The 20,357-nt window shown below is 58.4% G+C and carries 18 protein-coding genes; 13 read left to right on the top strand and 5 right to left on the bottom strand.

Features of this window, described 5'->3' with window-relative positions; genetic code table 11:
• Positions 1–65 precede the first annotated feature (65 nt).
• Entirely contained in the window at positions 66–986 is a 921-nt protein-coding gene (locus tag QFW87_RS00315; protein WP_283189546.1) for a zinc ABC transporter substrate-binding protein, read from the top strand.
• 117 nt (positions 987–1,103) lie between these two features.
• Here the strand turns inward: QFW87_RS00315 and QFW87_RS00310 are convergent, their stop codons facing one another.
• Together QFW87_RS00310 and QFW87_RS00305 are read right to left on the bottom strand one after the other, a co-directional pair.
• Positions 1,104–2,054 carry a homoserine kinase gene (locus tag QFW87_RS00310; protein WP_283182379.1) on the bottom strand — a complete coding sequence of 317 codons (951 nt, stop codon included), beginning with the start codon at positions 2,052–2,054 and terminating at the stop codon, positions 1,104–1,106.
• Positions 2,055–2,112: 58 nt separating this feature from the next.
• Positions 2,113–2,403 (bottom strand): DUF2782 domain-containing protein, encoded by a 291-nt coding sequence (locus tag QFW87_RS00305; RefSeq protein ID WP_046055305.1) that lies wholly within the window; start codon positions 2,401–2,403, stop codon positions 2,113–2,115.
• A 74-nt stretch (positions 2,404–2,477) separates the two neighbouring features.
• Here QFW87_RS00305 and polA point away from each other — a divergent pair, with 74 nt between their 5' ends.
• Positions 2,478–5,249 carry a DNA polymerase I gene (gene polA / locus QFW87_RS00300; protein ID WP_283189545.1) on the top strand — a complete coding sequence of 924 codons (2,772 nt, stop codon included), beginning with the start codon at positions 2,478–2,480 and terminating at the stop codon, positions 5,247–5,249.
• 301 nt (positions 5,250–5,550) lie between these two features.
• Here the strand turns inward: polA and yihA are convergent, their stop codons facing one another.
• A complete protein-coding gene (gene yihA, locus QFW87_RS00295; protein ID WP_283182377.1) occupies positions 5,551–6,192 on the bottom strand; it encodes a ribosome biogenesis GTP-binding protein YihA/YsxC in 642 nt (213 codons plus the stop codon).
• Between the two features lie 191 nt (positions 6,193–6,383).
• On the opposite strand from yihA, the gene QFW87_RS00290 reads away from it, so the two are divergent.
• The 7 genes from QFW87_RS00290 to QFW87_RS00260 all read left to right on the top strand — a co-directional run bounded on the left by QFW87_RS00290 (position 6,384) and on the right by QFW87_RS00260 (position 13,714).
• The gene (locus QFW87_RS00290; protein ID WP_008156007.1) at positions 6,384–6,674 is read left to right on the top strand and encodes a c-type cytochrome; all 291 of its coding nucleotides are present in this window, start codon (positions 6,384–6,386) and stop codon (positions 6,672–6,674) included.
• Between the two features lie 46 nt (positions 6,675–6,720).
• On the top strand, positions 6,721–7,332 hold the full coding sequence (locus QFW87_RS00285; RefSeq protein WP_283182376.1) for a cytochrome c4: 612 nt from the start codon (positions 6,721–6,723) through the stop codon (positions 7,330–7,332).
• Positions 7,333–7,532: 200 nt separating this feature from the next.
• Positions 7,533–8,174: a thiol:disulfide interchange protein DsbA/DsbL gene (locus QFW87_RS00280; protein ID WP_008156010.1), complete on the top strand. Its 642-nt coding sequence runs from the start codon at positions 7,533–7,535 to the stop codon at positions 8,172–8,174.
• Between the two features lie 14 nt (positions 8,175–8,188).
• Entirely contained in the window at positions 8,189–9,067 is an 879-nt protein-coding gene (locus tag QFW87_RS00275; RefSeq protein ID WP_283189544.1) for an endonuclease/exonuclease/phosphatase family protein, read from the top strand.
• A complete protein-coding gene (locus tag QFW87_RS00270) occupies positions 9,064–11,142 on the top strand; it encodes a diguanylate cyclase (protein WP_283189543.1) in 2,079 nt (692 codons plus the stop codon). The genes QFW87_RS00275 and QFW87_RS00270 overlap by 4 nt, the downstream gene beginning before the upstream one ends.
• Positions 11,143–11,245: 103 nt before the next feature.
• Complete coding sequence (locus QFW87_RS00265) at positions 11,246–12,025, top strand: N-acetylmuramoyl-L-alanine amidase (protein WP_283182373.1); 780 nt, start codon at positions 11,246–11,248, stop codon at positions 12,023–12,025.
• 75 nt (positions 12,026–12,100) lie between these two features.
• Positions 12,101–13,714: an EAL domain-containing protein gene (locus tag QFW87_RS00260; protein ID WP_283182372.1), complete on the top strand. Its 1,614-nt coding sequence runs from the start codon at positions 12,101–12,103 to the stop codon at positions 13,712–13,714.
• Positions 13,715–13,726: 12 nt separating this feature from the next.
• On the opposite strand, the gene QFW87_RS00255 is transcribed toward QFW87_RS00260, so the two are convergent.
• Positions 13,727–15,517: an ATP-binding protein gene (locus QFW87_RS00255; RefSeq protein WP_283182371.1), complete on the bottom strand. Its 1,791-nt coding sequence runs from the start codon at positions 15,515–15,517 to the stop codon at positions 13,727–13,729.
• A 10-nt stretch (positions 15,518–15,527) separates the two neighbouring features.
• The gene (gene algB / locus QFW87_RS00250) at positions 15,528–16,874 is read right to left on the bottom strand and encodes a sigma-54-dependent response regulator transcription factor AlgB (protein WP_283182370.1); all 1,347 of its coding nucleotides are present in this window, start codon (positions 16,872–16,874) and stop codon (positions 15,528–15,530) included.
• A 435-nt stretch (positions 16,875–17,309) separates the two neighbouring features.
• Here algB and QFW87_RS00245 point away from each other — a divergent pair, with 435 nt between their 5' ends.
• From QFW87_RS00245 to gltP, 4 genes are all read left to right on the top strand, one after another.
• Positions 17,310–17,597, top strand: coding sequence for a hypothetical protein (locus QFW87_RS00245; RefSeq protein ID WP_056738445.1), 288 nt, complete (start codon positions 17,310–17,312; stop codon positions 17,595–17,597).
• Positions 17,598–17,678: 81 nt separating this feature from the next.
• Positions 17,679–17,843 (top strand): DUF1328 domain-containing protein, encoded by a 165-nt coding sequence (locus tag QFW87_RS00240; RefSeq protein WP_003177151.1) that lies wholly within the window; start codon positions 17,679–17,681, stop codon positions 17,841–17,843.
• A 2-nt stretch (positions 17,844–17,845) separates the two neighbouring features.
• Positions 17,846–18,310 carry an inhibitor of vertebrate lysozyme family protein gene (locus QFW87_RS00235; RefSeq protein WP_283189542.1) on the top strand — a complete coding sequence of 155 codons (465 nt, stop codon included), beginning with the start codon at positions 17,846–17,848 and terminating at the stop codon, positions 18,308–18,310.
• A 695-nt stretch (positions 18,311–19,005) separates the two neighbouring features.
• Complete coding sequence (gene gltP, locus QFW87_RS00230; RefSeq protein WP_283189541.1) at positions 19,006–20,337, top strand: glutamate/aspartate:proton symporter GltP; 1,332 nt, start codon at positions 19,006–19,008, stop codon at positions 20,335–20,337.
• The last annotated feature ends 20 nt before the right edge of the window (positions 20,338–20,357 follow it).

Here is a 20,357-nt window from a genome sequence, read left to right as displayed (position 1 = left end):
AGCGGCGACGAGTTTTGTGAGAGACGTTATTATGTTACCCGTTCTCACCTCTTCGAGTGGTCATCGTGTCCCGACTTTTTTCTATCTTTGTCGCATTTGTCGCAAGTTTTCTGCTGATCAGTTCAGCGCACGCCGAAGTCAAAGTTCTCGCCAGTATCAAGCCTCTACAGCTGATCGCCGCGGCGGTGCAGGACGGCGTGACGATTCCGGAAGTCTTGCTGCCGCCTGGTGCCTCGCCTCATAACTATGCCTTGCGCCCATCCGATGTACGGAAGGTGCAATCGGTGGATCTGGTTTACTGGATCGGTCCGGGCATGGAAGGTTTCCTGCCCCGCGTGCTGAATGGTCGTACGCTGCCCAGTGTCGCCGTGCAGGATTTACCGGGCTTGAAACTGCGACATTTCGCCGAAGATAGCCAGTCCCATGAAGAAGAAGCCGACGAACATGATCACGACCACCGTCCCGGCAGTCTGGACTCGCACTTGTGGCTTTCGCCGGTCAACGCCCGTGTTATCGCCACAAAAATGGCTGCTGACTTGAGTGCAGCCGATCCGGCCAATGCCGCGCGTTATCAGAGCAACCTCAAGGCGTTCGATGAGCGTCTGGATGCCATGGATCTTCGCTTGAAGGCGCGCCTGGCCGGCATCGCGGGCAAACCGTACTTCGTATTCCACGAGGCCTTCGACTACTTTGAAGACGCCTACGGCCTCAAGCACGCCGGCGTATTCAGCGTCGCCGCTGAGGTCCAGCCCGGCGCCCAGCACGTCGCGGCGATGCGCACTCGATTGCAGGAAGTCGGCAAAACCTGCGTGTTCAGCGAACCGCCTCTGCGTCCGCGCCTGGCGGAAACCCTGGTGGCGGGTCTACCGGTGAAGCTGGCGGAACTGGACGCGCTGGGCGGGTACACGCCGGCGACCGCTCAGGGGTATGAGCAGGTGTTGGAGAAGTTGGGGAATGATTTGGCTGGGTGCCTGGAGTCGTTGTAACCCAGACATTTGTGTCGCTCCATTCGCGAGCAGGCTCGCTCCCACATTGATCGATGCGAACACAGATTTTGTGTCCACTAAAGATCCCCTGTGGGAGCGAGCCTGCTCGCGAAGCTTTTAGAGCGCGAAAGGCAAATGAGTACTGACGTGCTGCCGCTGCGCCAGACGCTGCTGAAACTCCATCGGATCGTGAATCAGCACGTCCTGCCCGGCAAACGACTCGGCGGCGATCAACCGCGACAACCAGAACCGCACACACGCCACCCGCAGCATGGTCGGCCACAACTCCGCCTCGGCCGCCGTGAACGGTCGCAGCGCTGCATAAGCGCCAAGCAACGCCCTCGCCCGCGGCCCGTCGATCAACCCGCTCTCGCCCGAACACCAGTCGTTCAAGGCAATCGCCACGTCGTAGAGCATCGGCCCCGAACACGCGTTGTAGAAGTCGATCAACCCAGTCAGGTGAGTGCCTTCGAACATCGCGTTATCGCGGAACAGGTCGGCGTGGATATTGGCTCGCGGCAGCGCCAGAATTTTTGTCTTCTGCTGTGTGATTTCGTCCAGCGCCCGTTGCAGCAGATCGCTTTGCTCGGCATTGAGGTGCGACAGCAACTGCGTGCCCTCTTCCAGCATCCAGTCCAGGCCGCGATCGGTCTTGCGCTTGATCATGTTGGCCTGGGTTGCAAGGTGCAGATGGCCGAGCAACTCGCCCACCTGAGCGCAATGCTGCGCATTGGCCTCCTTGATGTGCTTGCCAGCCAGACGTGGCTGCAACAGCGCAGGTTTACCGGCCAGTTCGCGCAACGCGACGCCGTCGGTGGTGCGCAAGGCATAAGGCACTGGCAGGTCGGCGTTGTGTAGCACGTCGAGCAGTTCTATGAAGAACGGCATCTCCTGAACCGGACCACGCTCAACCAGGGTCAGGACAAATTCGCCCTGCTCCAGGCTGATGAAGAAATTGGTGTTTTCGCTACCAGCGGCAATCCCCTGGAAATCAAGCAGGCGGCCGAGCCCGTAAGGGGCGAGAAAGGTTTCCAGCTCGGGCCGAGCCAGTGGGGTGAACACAGACATGTTTGAACTGCCAGTACGGGCGCCGCTGCTTGAGCCAGCGCCGATTGAAATTAAGAAACTACTTCCACTCAAAAATCTTCCACGAAGGAATCAGCATATCCGGCTGATCCGAGCGGATGAAGTTTGCATCCGTTCCGTCCGCACGCACCAGAAAGTAAGGCGGTGCGCCCTTCGGTGTGACCTTGATCGCGTACAGGAAACCGTTTTGGCGGTACTCCTGGATGGTTTTATCCCCTTCCGTGCGGATAGTGACTTCCGGCTCCGGTGTCGGTGCATCGTCCGCCGCCATGACGGCCAACGGAACGGATGCAAACAACCCAGCCAGCAACAGGCGATTTAGTGTGCGCATGATAACCTTGTCCCTTTGTCGTCAACGGTCCCGCTATTCTAGCGCCGGACCCGCCGAAAAGGTTGATCCTGCTCATGAGCCAAGCCCCCCTCGTCCTGGTGGACGGTTCTTCTTACCTGTACCGCGCCTTTCACGCCCTTCCGCCGCTGACCACCTCCAAAGGTTTGCCGACCGGTGCGGTCAAAGGCGTGCTGAACATGCTCAAGAGTCTGCGCAAGCAGTACCCGGACAGTCCGTTCGCCGTGGTGTTCGACGCCAAGGGTGGGACATTTCGCGATGACATGTACGCCGAATACAAGGCCAACCGTCCGAGCATGCCCGACGACATGCGTGTTCAGATCGAGCCACTGCACCAGAGCGTGATCGCCTTGGGCTTCCCGCTCCTTTGCGTCGAAGGCGTCGAAGCCGATGACGTGATCGGCACCCTGGCCCGCAGCAGTGCGGCGGCCGACCGTCCGGTGGTGATCTCCACCGGCGACAAGGACATGGCGCAGTTGGTCGACGGCCACATTACCTTGGTCAATACCATGACCGGTAGCGCGCTGGACGTGGAGGGCGTGAAGGAGAAATTCGGCGTCGCTCCCGAGCAGATCATCGATTACCTGGCACTCATGGGCGATTCTTCCGACAACATTCCGGGCGTTCCGGGCATTGGCCCGAAGACCGCTTCCGGCCTGTTGGTCGGCGTGAACGGCGGCCTGACCGACCTCTATGCTCAGCTCGACATCGTCCCGACACTGCCGATTCGCGGGGCCAAAACCCTGCCGGCCAAGCTCGAAGAGCACAAGGAGATGGCGTTTCTCTCCTTTCAATTGGCAACCATCAAGATCGACGTGCCGCTGGATATCGGCCTCGACGACCTGCAAATGGGCAAGCCGGATCACGACAAGCTCGCTGAGCTCTACACCCTGCTTGAGTTCAAGAGCTGGTTCGAAGAGAACCAGCGCGACGCCAAGCGTTCCGGCCAGGAAGTCGCCGCTCCGGTGGCTGAAGAAGCGGCCGTCGACACCGAACTCAAGTACACCACCATCCTCACCCAGGCTGATTTCGACCTGTGGCTGAAGAAGCTCAACGACGCCAAACTGATTGCCTTCGACACCGAAACCACTGGCATCGATGCACAGCAGGCACAACTGGTGGGCCTGTCTTTCGCTGTACAAGCCAACGAAGCGGCCTACATCCCGCTGACCCATTCCTACATGGGCGTGCCGGATCAACTCGATCGCGATACCGTGCTGCGCGCGCTGAAGCCGATTTTGGAAGACCCGAGCAAACTCAAGGTTGGCCAGCACGCCAAGTTCGACATGAACATCCTGGCCAACTGCGCCATCGGTGGCGATCAGAGCTGCGGCATCACCGTCCAAGGCGTCGCCTTCGACACGATGCTCGAATCCTACGTGCTGGACTCCACCGCGACCCGCCACGACATGGACAGCCTGGCGCTCAAGTACCTGAATCACACCACCACCAGTTTTCAGGACATCGCCGGCAAGGGTGCCAAACAGCTGACATTTGATCAGATCTCCCTGGAACTGGCCGGACCTTACGCCGCCGAAGACGCCGACGTCACGCTGCGCCTGCATCAAACCCTGCTGGAAAAGCTCAATGCCATCCCGAGCCTGAGCAAGGTCCTGAGCGAAATCGAAATGCCGCTGGTGCCGGTTCTGGCACGGATCGAACGTCAAGGCGCGCTGGTCGATGCCAACCTGCTGGGCATTCAGAGCGTTGAGCTGGGCGAGAAAATGGTCGCCCTCGAGCGTGAGGCATTTGCCATCGCCGGGGAAGAATTCAACCTTGGCTCGCCGAAGCAATTAGGCGTGATCCTGTACGAAAAACTCGGCCTGCCGATCCTCAGCAAAACCGCCAAGGGCCAGGCGTCCACCGCCGAAGCCGTGCTGGCGGAACTGGCCGAACAGGATTTCCCGCTGCCCAAAGTGCTGATGCAGTACCGCTCGATGAGCAAGCTGAAAAGTACCTACACCGATCGATTGCCAGAACAGATCAACCCGCGCACCGGGCGAATTCATACCTCTTATCATCAGGCCGTCGCGGCGACCGGGCGCTTGTCGTCCAGCGACCCGAACCTGCAGAACATTCCGATCCGCACCGCTGAAGGGCGTCGGATTCGTCAGGCGTTCGTCGCGCCAAAAGGCTACAAGCTGCTGGCAGCGGACTATTCGCAAATCGAACTGCGAATCATGGCTCACCTGGCCAAGGACGAAGGTTTGCTGCACGCGTTCCGCAACGATCTGGACGTGCACAAAGCCACCGCAGCTGAAGTCTTTGGGGTTGAACTGGTAGATGTCACCACCGACCAACGGCGCAGCGCCAAGGCGATCAACTTCGGCTTGATCTACGGAATGAGCGCGTTTGGCCTGGCCAAGCAGATTGGTGTTGATCGCAAGCAATCCCAGGCCTACATCGACCGTTACTTCGCCCGTTACCCAGGCGTGCTGGAATATATGGAGCGCACCCGCGCCCAAGCCGCCGAACAAGGTTTCGTCGAAACCATCTTCGGTCGTCGCTTGTACCTGCCAGAAATCAACGCGAAAAACCCGGCCCTGCGCAAAGGTGCCGAACGCACGGCGATCAACGCCCCGATGCAAGGCACTGCGGCGGACATCATCAAGAAAGCCATGATTGCCGTGGATAGCTGGCTGACAGCGTCAGGCCTCGACGCCAAAGTCATCCTGCAGGTGCACGATGAATTGGTTTTGGAAGTGCGTGAAGATTTGGTCGACCAGGTCCGCGATGAAATTCGCGCACACATGAGCGACGCAGCGAAGCTTGATGTGCCGCTGTTGGTAGAGGTTGGTGTAGGAAATAACTGGGATGAGGCTCACTGAACCGTCTGAAAAGGCGTTTTCCGCTGCGGCATAGTGCCGCGGCAGAAAGACCGAAGGGCTCTTAGTTCGGAAAATTCGATGGCCTATTCCAAAGGCTTGTTAAAAAATTCTGAACTAATCACCTGAATCGCCACTCAGAGTTACTGAATGGGTGGTGAAGCCCTTCGATGCTCCTAATGTTGTGTTAAGTGTTGGCAGATATCTGGACTCCGCCCTAGCGGTCCGGAACTTGAACCCCGGAACTTCCCCCTCCCCATAAGAAGTCCGGGGTTTTTTTTGCCCGCGGTTTTTGTAAATGAGCTTACTCCGCGAGCTCGGTGCCCTTGTCCGCCAGTTCCATCCAACCCGCCAGTACAGTGTAGGCGTCTTCCAGGCCCATGCGTTTTGGCGCCGAGAACAGCTGGATGCTGATCGCATCTCCCCAACCCTTGCGGATGTCTGCCTGAACCTTGAGCAGGACGTTTTTCGCCGCGCCGTAGGTCAGCTTGTCGGCTTTGGTCAGCAAAATGTGCATCGGCATGCCGCTGGCGACAGCCCAGTCGAGCATCAGCAGGTCGAAGTCGGTCATTGGATGACGGATGTCCATCATCAAAATCAGGCCTTTCAAACTCTCACGACCACCCAGATAGGCTTCCAGGTGACGCTGCCAGTGCAGCTTCAACGGGATAGGCACTTTCGCGTAACCGTACCCCGGCAGGTCGACCAGACGACGATCATCGTCTAGCTTGAAGAAGTTCAAGAGCTGCGTGCGACCCGGAGTTTTTGAGGTCCGCGCAAGGCTGGCGTGCGTCAAGGTATTTAGCGCACTGGACTTGCCGGCGTTGGAACGCCCGGCGAAGGCCACTTCAAAGCCTTCGTCGTCGGGACATTGATCGACTTTGGCAGCGCTGAGCATGAAGGTGGACTGTTGGCACAGGCCGAGGATGGGGTTCTTGAGTTGCATGGGATTTCCGATGTGGGCGGCGCCGGGAATGGACGCGGCGAGCAGTGTCGTTTCCGTTTCAGTGACGCCAGTATATAATGCCGCAGATTTTGTGTGCGCTTTGTCCCAGCGTAGGATGAAGTTCACGAGAGCGATTGACCTTGATTGCGCACTAGAACGCAGAACGCTCTCAACCCTGAAAAGGTCGTTTTATGACGAAATGGCTGCTAGCTGCCGGTGTCTTGATGCCGCTTTACAGCGCTCAGGCTACACAGGATCCGGAAGCTGTGTACAACCGTGTTTGTGGTGCCTGTCATTCCGGCCAACTACCCATGGCGCCCAAAAAGGGTGATCAGGAAGCTTGGACGCCGAGGTTGGCGAAAGGTATGGAGACGCTGGTGCAACACGTGACCCAGGGTTTCAAGGCGATGCCGCCGCGTGGTTTGTGCATGGACTGCAGTGCCGAGGATTACCAAGCAATCATCCAGTGGATGAGCGAGTGATCCCGGTCCATAACTCTTTAACCCTTAGCCGTAGTTGGATTAGCTGATGAACAAATTGATCGTGAGTCTGCTGTTGACCGTGGGGATCTCCGGCATTGCCCATGCTGCAGGTGATGCGACTGCTGGTCAGGCGAAAGCCGCAGTATGTGGCGCCTGTCATGGCCCGGATGGCAACAGTATGGCGCCTAACTTTCCGAAACTGGCAGGCCAGGGCGAGCGTTATCTGAACAAGCAGCTACACGACATCAAGTCCGGCAAACGCACGGTACTGGAAATGACCGGCCTGCTGACCAACCTGAGTGATCAGGATCTGGCCGATATCTCCGCCTACTTCGCCAGTCAGAAAGGCAGTGTTGGCGCCGCCGACCCGAAAGTCGTTTCTCGCGGTGAAGCATTGTTTCGCGGCGGCGATCTGGCCAAGGGCCTGCCAGCCTGCACCGGCTGCCACTCGCCGAATGGTACAGGCAACGCAGCTGCCGGCTTCCCGCACCTGGGCGGCCAGCACGCTCAATACATCGCCAAGCAACTGACCGACTTCCGCAAGGAAGAAGCCGGCCGCACCAACGATGGCGACACCAAGCCGATGCAGAGCATCTCCAAAAAGCTGAGCGACGAAGATATCGCAGCGGTGTCCAGCTACATTCAAGGCCTGCACTAAGGCCGGCGAATCGGGCGTTGCGCGAGGTGTACATCTCCCGCAACGTTAACGCTCGATTAATCCGTCGATGCAAGCATAAAAAGGGTGGCTTTGGCCGCCCTTTTTTGTGGCTGCTGCCGTTACACTACAGAACTCAAGCCCGCCAGGACCTGTCTGAAAACAGGTCGCGCGTGGCGACCAAAATTGTCCAGGAGTAAAGCATGCGTAATCTGATCATCAGCGCCGCACTCGTCGCTGCCAGCCTGTTCGGCATGACCGCCCAAGCTGCTGAAGCACCCGCAGCGCCATATGTCGAACTGACCAATCCCGTCCCGGTAGCTGTGCCTGGCAAGATCGAAGTGGTGGAGTTGTTCTGGTACGGCTGCCCGCACTGCTACGCTTTCGAACCCGTGATCAATCCATGGGTTGAGAAACTGCCTTCCGACGTGAACTTCGTCCGCATTCCGGCCATGTTCGGCGGCCCGTGGAACGCACACGGCCAGATGTTCCTGACCCTTGAAGCCATGGGCGTCGAAAACAAGGTTCACGCTGCGGTGTTCAACGCAATTCAGAAAGAGCACAAGAAGCTGGTCGACAAAAATGAAATGGCAGATTTCCTGGCCACTCAGGGCGTAGACAAGGACAAGTTCCTGGCCACCTTCGACTCCTTCGCCATCAAGGGCCAGATCGTCAAGGCCACTGACCTGGCCAAAAAGTACGAAATCTCCGGCGTTCCGACCATGATCGTCAACGGCAAGTATCGCTTCGATGTGGGCTCTGCCGGCGGCGCCGAGCAAGCATTGCAACTGGCCGACAAGCTGATCGACAAAGAGCGAGCGGCTAACAAGGCTGCTGCCAACTAAGCGCCGCGACTGCCATGCGCCGCTGGGGCACTGAACGCGTCGTTGGCCTGCATAATCCGCGGGTCAACGAACATCATCTGGAATCAACGGGCCTGCCCGCAGACAGTCGTCTGCGCTTGCTCAGCTTCAATATCCAGGTCGGCATCAGTACCGAGCGCTATCGGCATTACCTGACCCGAGGCTGGCAGCATCTGTTGCCACACACCGGGCGTGCCAACAATCTGCAAAAAATCGGCAATCTGCTGGGCGACTTCGATCTGGTCGCCTTGCAGGAAGCCGATGGCGGCAGCTTGCGATCAGGCTACGTCAACCAGGTCGAACACCTGGCCCAGCTCGGCGCATTCCCCTACTGGTATCAACAACTCAATCGCAATCTCGGACGCCTCGGCCAGCACAGCAATGGTGTGCTCAGCCGCCTGCGCCCGTGGGCGATTGAAGATCATCCGCTTCCGGGACCCAAGGGTCGCGGGGCGATTCTGGTGCGCTTTGGCGAAGGTCCTGAGGCGCTGGTGGTGGTCATGATGCACCTGGCTCTGGGCGCTCGCGCCCGCAGCATGCAACTGGCTTACATCCGCGAGTTGATCGGCGGCTATAAACACCAGGTGCTGATGGGCGACATGAATACCCATGCCAGTGACTTGCTGCAAAACTCCCCGTTGCGTGACCTCGGCCTGCTCGCGCCGCAACTGGAAGCGACGTTCCCTAGCTGGCGCCCGCAGCGCTGTCTGGACCATATTCTGCTGAGCCCCACCCTGACCCTTGAAAAGGTCGAGGTGCTGGCACAACCCATTTCCGATCACCTGCCGGTCGCGGTAGAGATTCGTCTGCCGGGTTCGCTCACGGCCGATGCATTGCCCGCGTTGAGTCCTGCCCCTCGCGGATCCCATGAATGAGCGACGAAGCACAGCGCTGGAAAGAAAAATACCTCAAAAGCATCGAACAACAGGAAAAGCTCGAACGTCGATGGGACACCCGGCTCGACCTGCTGCGTCGTGGCCTGGTGCGCAGCACGCTGGCAGCCGAGGGCACCGACCGCGTCGTTGACCAATGCATGAAGGAAATGCGTGAAGTCGTGCGCACCGACGACATGGACGCCGGCCTGGCCGCCCTGCTTCCGCGGCTGGAAAAAGCCGTGCTCGACTCCGAACAACGCCGGGAAACCCGGGTTAATCAGACCAGCGCCGCATTGACCGCGCTGGTCTCGCAGCTGCAAACATTACCGCTGCCCCGCGAAGTAAGCCGGCCGCTGAAAAACTTCGCCAAGCATCTGGATGCAAGAGTCGGGCAGGCGCGCGAAATTCCGCTGCTGCTCAGCGAACTGAGCGGTCTGCAAGGAAAAGCCCTGAATCAGCTTGAAAACCCGACAGAACCCGGCCGCCCTGGTTTGCTGCAGCGACTGTTTGGTAGCCGTGAAGCGGATGAAGCGGCATTACAGGTTGTCCCCGGCGCTGTCCCGACGCCCACCCTGCAGCATGCCGAAGCGGTTGCTGTGCCTCATGCCGAGAAACCACAGGTATCTGTCGATCTCGCGCCAGAGGTCGATAGGCCCCAAGTTGCGGTCGCAAAAGTTGCCGCACCCGCTACTGCATCCGAGCCACCGACGATCGAGGCTCCGCCCGCAGCAGCGCCTTCTCCTGCGGTCGTAGCGTTTGTCCCGCCGGTGCTTGAGCCGGAGCGAGCGCGCGCCCAGACTCCAGAGACGCAACCGCAACCGGACATAGAACATCCAGAAGAACCCGCTCCATCAATCATCGAGCCAGAAATACAGGCTCAACCGGAAAGCAATCCCGACGAACTGACCCCGGTGGTCTATCTCGACAGCCTGCCGCTGCCCCCGGCCATGGCTGAAGTGCTGGCCGCCGTAGACACTGAACAATCCGAGCCGGATGTTCTCTACGCCCTGCCGGACTCACCCGAGCCGTCCTACAGCTCGGTGGCCAAGCATATCGAAGACACGCTACTGGGCCTGCTCGACGACCTGACGCTGCCCGAGCGTCATCGTCCGCAAGCCGAAGCGATGCGTGATCGCCTGCAAAACGGTTTGAATTGGTACGAACTGCTGCCAATCCTCGACGATCTTGCAACCTTGATGCTGGCAATCACCGACAGTGGCCAGCATGAATTCGAAGCCTACTTGCAACAGTTAAACGAACGCCTCGAGTCGTTCCAAAGCAACTTGCAAGCCGCCAGCGAAGGCCATGCCGACAACCGTTCCGCCGCACGCGAGATGGACACGCAGATCCGCGAGCAGGTCGACGGCTTGCAGAGCAGCATGCAGGAAGCCGCCGACCTGGACGATCTCAAGCACGTCCTGGAAAACCATCTGGAAGGGCTGCTCGGCACCATGGACCAGCACCAGAAGCAGCGTGACGAGCGCGAGCAGGAAGTCGCGGCCCGCCTCCATAGTCTGGCCGAACGCGTTGCGCACATGGAGCAGGAAGCCCTGGGCTACCGCGAGCATCTTGAAGAGCAGCGTCAGAAAGCCTTGATCGACCCGCTCACCGGCCTGCCTAACCGGGCAGCCTGGAGCGAACGGCTGGATCACGAAATCAACCAATGGCAGCAACACGGCAACACCCTGTTGCTGGCAATGCTCGACCTCGACCATTTCAAACGCATTAACGATAACTATGGTCACCTGGCGGGCGACAAAGTACTGAAAATCATCGCCAGCGTGCTACGCAAGCGCCTGCGCGGGACGGATTTCATTGCCCGATTCGGCGGTGAGGAGTTTGTCCTGTTGATGCCAGACACGGTGCCAGCTGCTGGTGCGAAACTGCTGGAAAAGCTGCGCGCCTCGATCGAAGCCTGCCCTTTCCACTTTAAGGGTGAGCCAGTAACCATCACTATTTCCATGGGTCTGACTGCATTCAAGCCCGGCGAACATAGCGATCTGGTCCTTAAAAGAGCCGATCAGGCCCTATATCGCGCGAAACATGCCGGCCGTAACCAAGTCGCACTGGGCTGACGGGCAATTGTTCCATTTTGTTTAAAACTTCGCGTGGGCCGTCTGCCCGCAAGGCAGTACGTTACACTGTTGCATTACTGTCTTGCGTGTATTGCCTTCTGCCATGAAATATCTATCTCTCATCGTGTCGCTGATTCTGTTAGCCGGTTGTGCCAGCGGCCCCCGGTTCGACACCCGTCACCCTTCAGCCAATTACGACAGCCGCGTTCAGTTCGTGGTGGTGCACTACACCTCCGCGTCACTGGAACGCTCGCTGCAACTGCTGACCCACGGCGACGTCAGCAGCCACTATCTGATTGGCGACGACAAGGGCGCCACCATCTACAAGCTGATGGATGAAAACCTCCGAGCCTGGCACGCCGGGGAAAGCGAATGGCAAGGCCGGACCTGGTTGAACTCCAGTTCCATCGGGATCGAAATCGTCAATCCGGGTTTTAAAGACACCCCTGCCGGGCGCCTTTGGTATCCCTACAGCGAAGATCAGGTCCAGTCCCTGATCGTTCTGCTCAAGGACATCAGCAAGCGTTACGCCATCAATCCCCGCAGCATCATCGGCCACAGCGACATCGCCCCGCTGCGCAAGCTCGATCCGGGGCCGCTGTTCCCCTGGAAGCGTCTGGCTGCCGAAGGCCTGGGAGTCTGGCCGAACGAGCAGGCCGTAACGCGTCAGCAAGTACAGTTCGAAGTACAACTGCCAACCATCAGCTGGTTTCAGGCACAGCTGGCCCGCGCGGGTTATCCCACGCCGCAAACCGGCGAACTGGATGTTGCGACACGTCATGTGATTGCGGCCTTCCAGATGCATTTCCGACCGTCACGTTTCGATGGCACACCGGATGCGCAAACCGCGGCACTTCTACAAGTATTGAACCAGACAAAATAATGACGCCCGCCCGACGGTCAGGGCTTTTTTCCAATCAGCAGCTATAACTCATTGGTAATTCTTCGGATATTCCCTATGCCTGCTGCTCGAGAGACACTACGTAGTTGGTTCTTTCGCCCTTGGTTTTTGGCGATACTGGCTGCTGCCTTGAGCGCGACACTCCTGATGGCCGGCAGCCTGTTCGTGGCCATGCATCAAGTCGAGCAGAGCGAAAGCGAAGAAATGAATGCCCAGGGAAAGCGCTTCCTTGCTCGTCTGGAGCAACTTTTCGGGCAGTTGCGTGAAAGCCTCGACGACCTGGAAGCCCAGCCGTTACGCGGCTGCGATGACGAAATGATCGCGACCTTGCAACAGGTTAGCTTCAATTACCGTTTCGTTTACGAAGCCGCTTATATGGACGCCTCGCGGATCTGTTCCAACCGCCCCCGCCAGGAAGGGCTGTCGATGATAAGGCCGCCAGACATCAGGGGGCCGACCTACAGCTACTGGCTGAACACCACCACCGAACCCGATGAAAACCGCGCCGCGCTGATGCTCGGACGCGGCAATTTTCGTGTCGCGACGTCTCGCGGGCATTTGACCGACATGGTCGACTTGCCACCGGGAAGCAGCCTGCTAGTGGTGCTCGACCACGGTACGCGCGCGATTCCGGTACTGGGTGTCTCGCAGGCCTGGCCACCCACCGAACCCTGGCCCCCGAAAAGCCTCGACGCGCTACAAGTGACGCAGACCCGCTTGATTTACCGCATGCCAACCAACAATCCAGAATACCAATTGGTACTGATCAGCCCGCGCACCGGTATGCATGTGCCCGCTGTCTGGTGGTGGTTGCTGCCGGCCAGCCTGGCACTCGCCTTATGCGTGGGTTTTCTGGTGCTTCTGCTGGTGCGCCAGCGACAGTCGCTGGACGCCGAGCTGAGTGGCGCCATACGACGAGGCGAATTGCAGGTGCTGTATCAACCGATCTTCGACCTCGACAGTCGCAACTGTGTCGGGGCAGAAGCCTTGCTGCGCTGGCGAAGACCGGACGGCACCCTGACCAGCCCCGACCTGTTTATTCCGATGGCGGAGAACACCGGCCAGATCCGCCAGATGACCGACTTCGTCCTGCAACGCCTGCTTGAGCAACTGGGTCAATTGTTGCGGGCCAATCCGCAACTGTACATCTCGGTCAACCTTGCGGCCTGCGACGTCATGGTGCCGCGCATCGGTCAGGTAATGGCGAGACTGCTGACCTTGCACCGCGTCGCGGCAAAGCAAATTGCCTTTGAGGTTACCGAGCGGGGATTGATCGATGTCGTGGTAGCCCGGGAAAACCTGCAAGCCTTGCGGGATGTCGGGCATCAAGTGCTGATCGATGACTTTGGCACCGGCTATTGCAGCCTCGCCTATCTGCAAACCCTGCCCGTCGATTGCCTGAAAATCGACAAGGCGTTTATCGATGCACTGGGCCATGACGCCGCGAGTAGCGGTGTCGCCCCGCACATCATTCACATGGCCCAGGCACTGCAACTCAAGGTAATTGCCGAGGGCATCGAACTTGAATCCCAGGCGGCGCTTCTGAGCAGTGAAGGCGTGAAGTTCGGTCAGGGCTGGCTATTCGCCCATGCGCTGAGTGCGGTGCAGTTCATCGAGCTGATTACCCGTGGTCGCCGATTGGCTGCCCGACGTCTCGATGACGAAGCCTGAAGCGGCTGCGGCTTAAACCGACAGCGCCATGTAGAACTGAGTACCCTGCCCTGGCCGCGAATAAACACCCATCCGACCGCCGTGCAACTGCACGATTTCCTTGCACAGTGCCAGACCGAGTCCGGCACCGCCCTTCTTGCGACCCACCTGTACAAAGGGTTCGAAAATCCGCCCCTGCTGACCATAGGCAATGCCTTCGCCGTTGTCCTCGACGCTGATAATCACTCGCTCCCCGTGGCGTCGAGCCTGCAAACGTATTTGCCCGCCGGAAGCGGTGTGGCGCAACGCGTTGTCGATCAGGTTATCGAGCACCCGGTCCAGCTGCGGCTGATCGGCCTGCAATCGCGGTAATGGCCCTTGCACTTCCACTAGCAGGTCGATGCCCTGCTCTTCTGCAGGGCCGGCAAAACGTGCCCGGGCCTGCTCCAGCAAATCCTCGATGGAGCACGGCGCCAACGTGAGCTTCTGCAATCCGTTCTGGTAGCGGGAGAAGTTCAGCAGGTCGTTGATCAACTGCATCAAGCGCTGCATCTCTTCATTCACGGTGTCCAGCAGATCAGCTTCACGCGAGTCCTTGGCAAAGTGCGCGCGCTCGCGGAACAGGCCGAATGCCATGTGCATCCCGGTGACCGGCGTTCGCAATTCATGGGAGGCGCGCAGCACGAACTCGCTGCGTACCCGTTCAAACGCCCGCTGTTCGGTGACGTCATGCAGCACCATCACGGCGCCCAGAATATGCCCCTGTGTATGGCTGACCGGCGTCAGGCTAAAGGTCAGCAACCGCGACTCACCGTCGACCTCGATACTCAGGTCCTCAGGCGCCCGCTCCAGGGTGCCGCCGCGCAGTACCAGTTGCAACTGATCATCGAGTTCGGGACGCTCAAGCGCCGTACCCAGACCTTGACCGAGACGATCGCTGTCCCAACCTAACTGACGCTGCGCCACTGGATTGAGGTGTTCCAAACGACCATCGCGGTCAATCATCAACAGCCCATCGTCGATGCTGTCGAGCACGGCCTGCAAACGCTGCTGGCCTGCGAGCAGTTCATCGACATTGGTGGCCTGATGCTCGCGCAGGGCCTCGGCCATGATCCCGAAGCGCTTGGTCAGCAGGTTCATTTCCACGGCCGAGGAAATCGGTAGCGTCACTTCGAAATTGCCTTGGCCGATGTTGTCCGCCGCTTGGGCCAGAGCCTCGATCGGCGCACCAAAACGTTGAGCGATAGCGTGGGCGGTGACGAAGCCGATGATCAACACCGCCAGCCCCACCAGCCCGAGCAGGCCGGCAACCAGCAGCGCCCTCTCCCGAGCCTGCCGTTCGGTGGCATTGATGTTATCCAGCGCACGCTGTTGCTCGACGATCAAACCATTGCGCAACGCATTGAATTTTTCGGTGAGTTCTTCGTTGCCACTCAACACCTGCGTCGAGTCACGTGAAAGGTCGTACGCCTGCAGAAAGCTCAGGTAGTCAGTCTTGGCCTGTTCGAAACCGTGTTGGAGCTCATCGCCAGCCTGGGCATGGACAATGCCTTCATCAAGCAACTGAAAATAATGCTGCCTGGACGCCTCGAACGCTGCAGGATCCGGCTTCTCGCTGAGCATGATCATCAGTTGATCGCCCAGGGTCTGACGCAATTTCAGTCCCAGGTCGAGCGTGACGAAATTATTGCGAATCAGCGCTTCCTGGGAACTCGCCATCTGCATCACGCTGACCAGCCCGAGCAACAGCCCAAGCAGCGCCACCGTGATCAGTGCGGAAATACTCAGAAACAGCCGCGTGCGCAGCTTCATCGCCAGTCTCATCGGAGACAGCTCACAAGTTGTACTGCTTGCGTTTTCGGTACAACGTCGAGGCATCGATACCCAGGGTCTTGGCGGCCTGGTCCAGCGTATCTGCAGTGGCGAGGACCGCTCCGATGTGGGCTTTTTCCAATTCATCCAGACTCAACGCAGCGCCGATGCGAGGTGCGTTGTTGACCGGGGTTTCAGCCATGCCCAAATGACTGATCTCGACTCGCTCCTGTGGACAAATGATGCTTGCCCGCTCCACAACGTTGCGCAGTTCGCGAATGTTCCCAGGCCAGCGGTAGCCGAGCAGCGCTTCACGGGCTTCGTCGCTGAAGCCCCGAGCCGGACGCGCGTATTCCTTGACGAAACGGGCCAGAAAGCGATCGGCCAGGTTAAGAATATCTTCCCTGCGCTCCCGCAGTGGCGGCAGGTGCAAGGTGATGACATTCAGGCGGTAGAGCAAATCTTCACGGAAACGGCCGTCGCGCAACATGTCTTCGAGGTTCTGGTTAGTGGCCGCGAGGATGCGCACATCGGCGCGGCGGGTGACCGGGTCGCCCACCCGTTCGTATTCTTTATCCTGGATGAAACGCAGCAGTTTAGGCTGCAAAACCAACGGAAAATCGCCGATCTCGTCAAGAAACAGCGTCCCACCATCGGCTTGATTGACACGACCCAGAGTACTTTCGCTGGCCCCGGTGAACGCGCCACGGCTGTGGCCGAAGAGCTCGCTTTCCATGAGTTCGGCGGTCAGGGACGGGCAGTTGATCGTGATGCAGGATTTCTTCGCGCGCTTGCTCCAGCCGTGAATGGCTTGGGACAGTTCGCCTTTACCGGTACCGGACTCGCCGAGAATCAAAATATTGGCATCGGTGGTGGCCACCTGTCGGGCGGTTTCGAGCACGACTTTCATCGCCGGGCTGTGAGAGTCCAGGCCATCCTTGGGTTTGCGCACTTCGCCTTCAAGGGCTTCCAGACGTGCCGACAGCTGCCGCACTTCCAGCTGCTTGGCGGTGGCCAGGCGCAATTGATCGGGGCTGCAAGGCTTGACCAGATAGTCGGCGGCGCCGGCCTGAATGGCATCCACGGCGGTGTCCACAGCCGAATGAGCGGTGACGATCACCACCCTCATCCACGGCGCCTGAATGCGCATTTGGGCCAGCACATCGAGGCCATTGTCTTCACCCAGGCGCAGGTCGAGGAAGCACAGGTCGAAGACTTGACGCTGAAGCAGTGCATCAGCCTGAGCGGCGCTGTTGGCGGTAGCGACGCTGTAGCCTTCATCTTCGAGGCAATAACGGAAAGTACGCAGGATGGCGGACTCATCGTCCACCAGCAAAATGCGGCCTTGATGCTCAGTGGCTGACTCCATTTTCCTACGCTCCTTAATGAATGATCTTGGTTAGTCCCGGAAAAATCGGGCAAGTTGCATGGTTGATTCTGGTCGATTCCAGCCACAGCAGCGTAGCTCTCTCGTCACCCTACGGCTAATCGCCTGATTTTGTTGTTTTTTTATCAGATAGCCGGTTCGCAGGCGATTGCCGGTGTCCCCTTGTGACATCCACGCCCTCCTCGCAATTCAAAAATATTGAAAGTTCCTACGAATCTATCGTGCATTACGCACGACCTCAACAGGACCATCGTGCAGGATGCGTCCGATCCGAATTCAACATCATTCATAACAACTTGATTTTATTGGTTTTTATTATCATGAAAAGCTGGCATGCAGACTGCAATGGTCTGATTAACCGGGGCATTCAAGAAGTCGCCCCTAACAAGATCACCACAGAGTGGGAGGAGCTTCAGGATGAGTCGCCAACGTGCCGCCCAGTTGCGTATCTCGCCACTGCATATCCAGCAAGGTCTGTTTGCTGTTCTGGCGCTATTAATCACCTTGATCGCCGGCCAGCAGTTTCAGCGTTGGGAGCAAAACCAGCAGCAAGAAGCGCCACGCTTGTCGATTCAGCACCCGACCCAAACCCATTTCAGCGCGGCCAGCAGTAACCAGGCTGACAGCCCCCCAATGCGAATGATGGACGTCGACCAGGCTCAGCCTGCGGATGAGATGCCTCGCCAGGAACGTTGGGTGTTCTAAACACATGAACTTGGCGCGCTCGATGCGCCGGGAAAAGCACCACAAGCAACATCTCTAAATAGAAGCGTAAGGAGAATCACCATGTTGAGCTGGGCAATCACATTCTTGATCATTGCCATCATCGCTGCGGTACTGGGCTTCGGTGGTATCGCGGGCACCGCCACGGGTATCGCCAAGATTCTCTTTGTCGTGTTCCTGGTGATGTTCATTGCTTCCTTCTTCTTTGGCCGTCGCGGTCGAGGGTGAATATGAGCGTTTTGTTAAAGACACTGGCAGCCGCCCTGCTTCTGGGCGGCAGTGCCATGGCAACAGCGGCCAATGACGGCCAGGCGCGGGTCAATGAGTTGCTCAATGCAGACCCGCAGTACCGTGAAACCTGGCAAGGCGTGGTGAAGAAGGAAGAACGCCTGCCGGAATGGGTCATGAACCTGTCCGGCGACGCCGAGCAAATGAATGCCGTTGAAGAGGATGGCGAAAAGTATCTGGTTGGGCCGCTCTGCGAATCACAGGCGACATGCCTCAGCAAGCGCTTGATCGTTGCCGTCAGCTTCGACAAGAAGGATGCCTACGCCATGCTGGTCGAAGTGCCTGCGGGGCTGCCGGCCGACAAGTCGCCCACGCGACATGCCGACTACCGCTTTCTTGGAAAGCCGGACCAGGGCATGCAGGACTTGTTGATGGAACAGCTGAAGAAAGATCCACACTGGTACTGAATTCGTAACATGAAAGAAGCAGCATGGCTTCTTACCACTGCGCTACCCGAGGACGGTAGACGCATGATCAAGGGGCCGGGACGTTCTGCCTGTTTCAGGGGCGGAGTGACCTACGGGTACAGGGAGTGCCTGCGCAAGGGCCGGGTCAGGCAGAAGCTGCGACGCAAGTTCGCCGGTCACTCATGGATCGACGGACTTGCGAAGAGCTTCCTCAGCGCAAAGTGTTGTCCTAGAGCGTTCTGCTCGCCTGCTCCGTTAATCCCTCGCAAAACCATTTCGCGGTGTTTCTTTAGTGACCGTATATCGAGAAACTGCGACTCAAAGACCGAGAATTCTCGCGCTTAAACGTAGGCTTTTTCCCAAGTTTTAGCCCACACCCCCTTGTTCAAAAAACAACCAACCTCCTCTGCGATGGCCGGTTCACGGCACTTATGCCTGCCGAAATGTCGTATTCGAACCGGTTGGGACGCGAGTTTCAATTAAAAAAGCTCATGCCGATTCGGCATAGGGTAGGCGTTTACGGCATTAGACGTCGCTTCCTTGCATCTGAATAGTTGCGCCTTTTTTCGCCTGCCAGAAAGCCGATAACAAGCGCTCCGGGGCACCTTATACGGGGGTGGATGCACAAGACTTTTTCGCCACAAGCGTTCCAGTTCTTGCATCTGTCTGAGTCAAACGCAAGTAAGGGTAAAGATATGAAGAAGGCAAAGCTTAGCCTCGCCTGGCAGATCCTCATCGGTCTGGTATTGGGGATTGCAATCGGTGCGCTGCTCAACCATTTCAGTGCCGAAAAAGCCTGGTGGATCAGCAACGTCCTGCAACCAGCAGGCGATATCTTTATCCGTCTGATCAAGATGATTGTGATCCCGATCGTGATCTCGTCCTTGATCGTCGGTATTGCAGGCGTCGGCGACGCGAAGAAGCTCGGGCGTATCGGTCTGAAGACCATCATTTACTTCGAGATCGTCACCACCATTGCCATCGTGGTCGGTCTGATACTGGCCAACGTGTTCCATCCGGGCACCGGCATCGACATGAGCACCCTGGGTACTGTGGATATTTCCAAGTACCAGGCCACTGCCGCCGAGGTTCAGCATGAACATGCGTTCATCGAAACCATCCTCAACCTGATCCCGTCGAACATCTTCGCGGCCATGGCCCGCGGCGAGATGCTGCCGATCATCTTCTTCTCCGTATTGTTCGGCCTCGGTCTGTCGAGCCTGCAATCGGACCTGCGCGAGCCGCTGGTGAAGATGTTCCAGGGCGTGTCGGAAAGCATGTTCAAAGTCACTCACATGATCATGAACTACGCCCCGATCGGCGTTTTCGCACTGATCGCGGTGACCGTGGCCAACTTCGGCTTCGCCTCGCTGATACCGCTGGCCAAACTGGTGATCCTGGTTTACGTCGCCATCGCCTTCTTTGCCTTCGTGGTGCTGGGCCTGATCGCTCGCCTGTTCGGCTTCTCGGTGATCAAGCTGATGCGCATCTTCAAGGATGAGCTGGTGCTGGCCTACTCCACCGCCAGTTCCGAAACCGTGCTGCCGCGCGTGATCGAGAAAATGGAAGCCTACGGCGCGCCGAAAGCCATTTGCAGCTTCGTGGTACCGACCGGCTACTCGTTCAACCTCGACGGTTCGACCCTGTACCAGAGCATCGCGGCAATTTTCATTGCCCAGCTCTACGGCATTGATCTGTCGATCAGCCAGCAATTGCTGCTGGTGCTGACCCTGATGGTCACCTCCAAAGGCATCGCTGGCGTACCGGGCGTGTCCTTCGTGGTGCTGTTGGCCACCCTGGGCAGCGTGGGTATTCCGCTCGAAGGCCTGGCGTTCATCGCCGGTGTCGACCGCATCATGGACATGGCCCGTACCGCACTGAACGTGATCGGTAATGCCTTGGCGGTGCTGGTCATCGCCCGCTGGGAAGGCATGTACGACGACGCCAAGGGCCAGCGCTACTGGAACTCCTTGCCGCACTGGCGCAGCAAGGAAAAATTGCCAGCTGGCGAGATTTCCAGCAACTAATGCAAAACCCCTTGTGGGAG

Origin of the sequence: Pseudomonas sp. PMCC200344 (assembly GCF_030053095.1) — a bacterium.
GTDB classification, from domain to species: Bacteria; Pseudomonadota; Gammaproteobacteria; order Pseudomonadales; family Pseudomonadaceae; genus Aquipseudomonas; species Aquipseudomonas svalbardensis.
Note: the sequence above shows the minus strand (reverse complement) of the source record. Positions and strands in the feature narration are given on the sequence as shown.

Excerpts from the sequence above, each read along its gene's own strand:
- QFW87_RS00310 (WP_283182379.1), bottom strand. The coding sequence starts at position 2,054 with ATGTCTGTGTTCACCCCACTGGCTCGGCCCGAGCTGGAAACCTTTCTC.
- QFW87_RS00305 (WP_046055305.1), bottom strand. The coding sequence starts at position 2,403 with ATGCGCACACTAAATCGCCTGTTGCTGGCTGGGTTGTTTGCATCCGTT.
- polA (WP_283189545.1), top strand. The coding sequence starts at position 2,478 with ATGAGCCAAGCCCCCCTCGTCCTGGTGGACGGTTCTTCTTACCTGTAC.
- yihA (WP_283182377.1), bottom strand. The coding sequence starts at position 6,192 with ATGCAACTCAAGAACCCCATCCTCGGCCTGTGCCAACAGTCCACCTTC.
- QFW87_RS00290 (WP_008156007.1), top strand. The coding sequence starts at position 6,384 with ATGACGAAATGGCTGCTAGCTGCCGGTGTCTTGATGCCGCTTTACAGC.
- QFW87_RS00285 (WP_283182376.1), top strand. The coding sequence starts at position 6,721 with ATGAACAAATTGATCGTGAGTCTGCTGTTGACCGTGGGGATCTCCGGC.
- QFW87_RS00280 (WP_008156010.1), top strand. The coding sequence starts at position 7,533 with ATGCGTAATCTGATCATCAGCGCCGCACTCGTCGCTGCCAGCCTGTTC.
- QFW87_RS00275 (WP_283189544.1), top strand. The coding sequence starts at position 8,189 with ATGCGCCGCTGGGGCACTGAACGCGTCGTTGGCCTGCATAATCCGCGG.
- QFW87_RS00270 (WP_283189543.1), top strand. The coding sequence starts at position 9,064 with ATGAGCGACGAAGCACAGCGCTGGAAAGAAAAATACCTCAAAAGCATC.
- QFW87_RS00265 (WP_283182373.1), top strand. The coding sequence starts at position 11,246 with ATGAAATATCTATCTCTCATCGTGTCGCTGATTCTGTTAGCCGGTTGT.
- QFW87_RS00260 (WP_283182372.1), top strand. The coding sequence starts at position 12,101 with ATGCCTGCTGCTCGAGAGACACTACGTAGTTGGTTCTTTCGCCCTTGG.
- QFW87_RS00255 (WP_283182371.1), bottom strand. The coding sequence starts at position 15,517 with ATGAGACTGGCGATGAAGCTGCGCACGCGGCTGTTTCTGAGTATTTCC.
- algB (WP_283182370.1), bottom strand. The coding sequence starts at position 16,874 with ATGGAGTCAGCCACTGAGCATCAAGGCCGCATTTTGCTGGTGGACGAT.
- QFW87_RS00245 (WP_056738445.1), top strand. The coding sequence starts at position 17,310 with ATGAGTCGCCAACGTGCCGCCCAGTTGCGTATCTCGCCACTGCATATC.
- QFW87_RS00240 (WP_003177151.1), top strand. The coding sequence starts at position 17,679 with ATGTTGAGCTGGGCAATCACATTCTTGATCATTGCCATCATCGCTGCG.
- QFW87_RS00235 (WP_283189542.1), top strand. The coding sequence starts at position 17,846 with ATGAGCGTTTTGTTAAAGACACTGGCAGCCGCCCTGCTTCTGGGCGGC.
- gltP (WP_283189541.1), top strand. The coding sequence starts at position 19,006 with ATGAAGAAGGCAAAGCTTAGCCTCGCCTGGCAGATCCTCATCGGTCTG.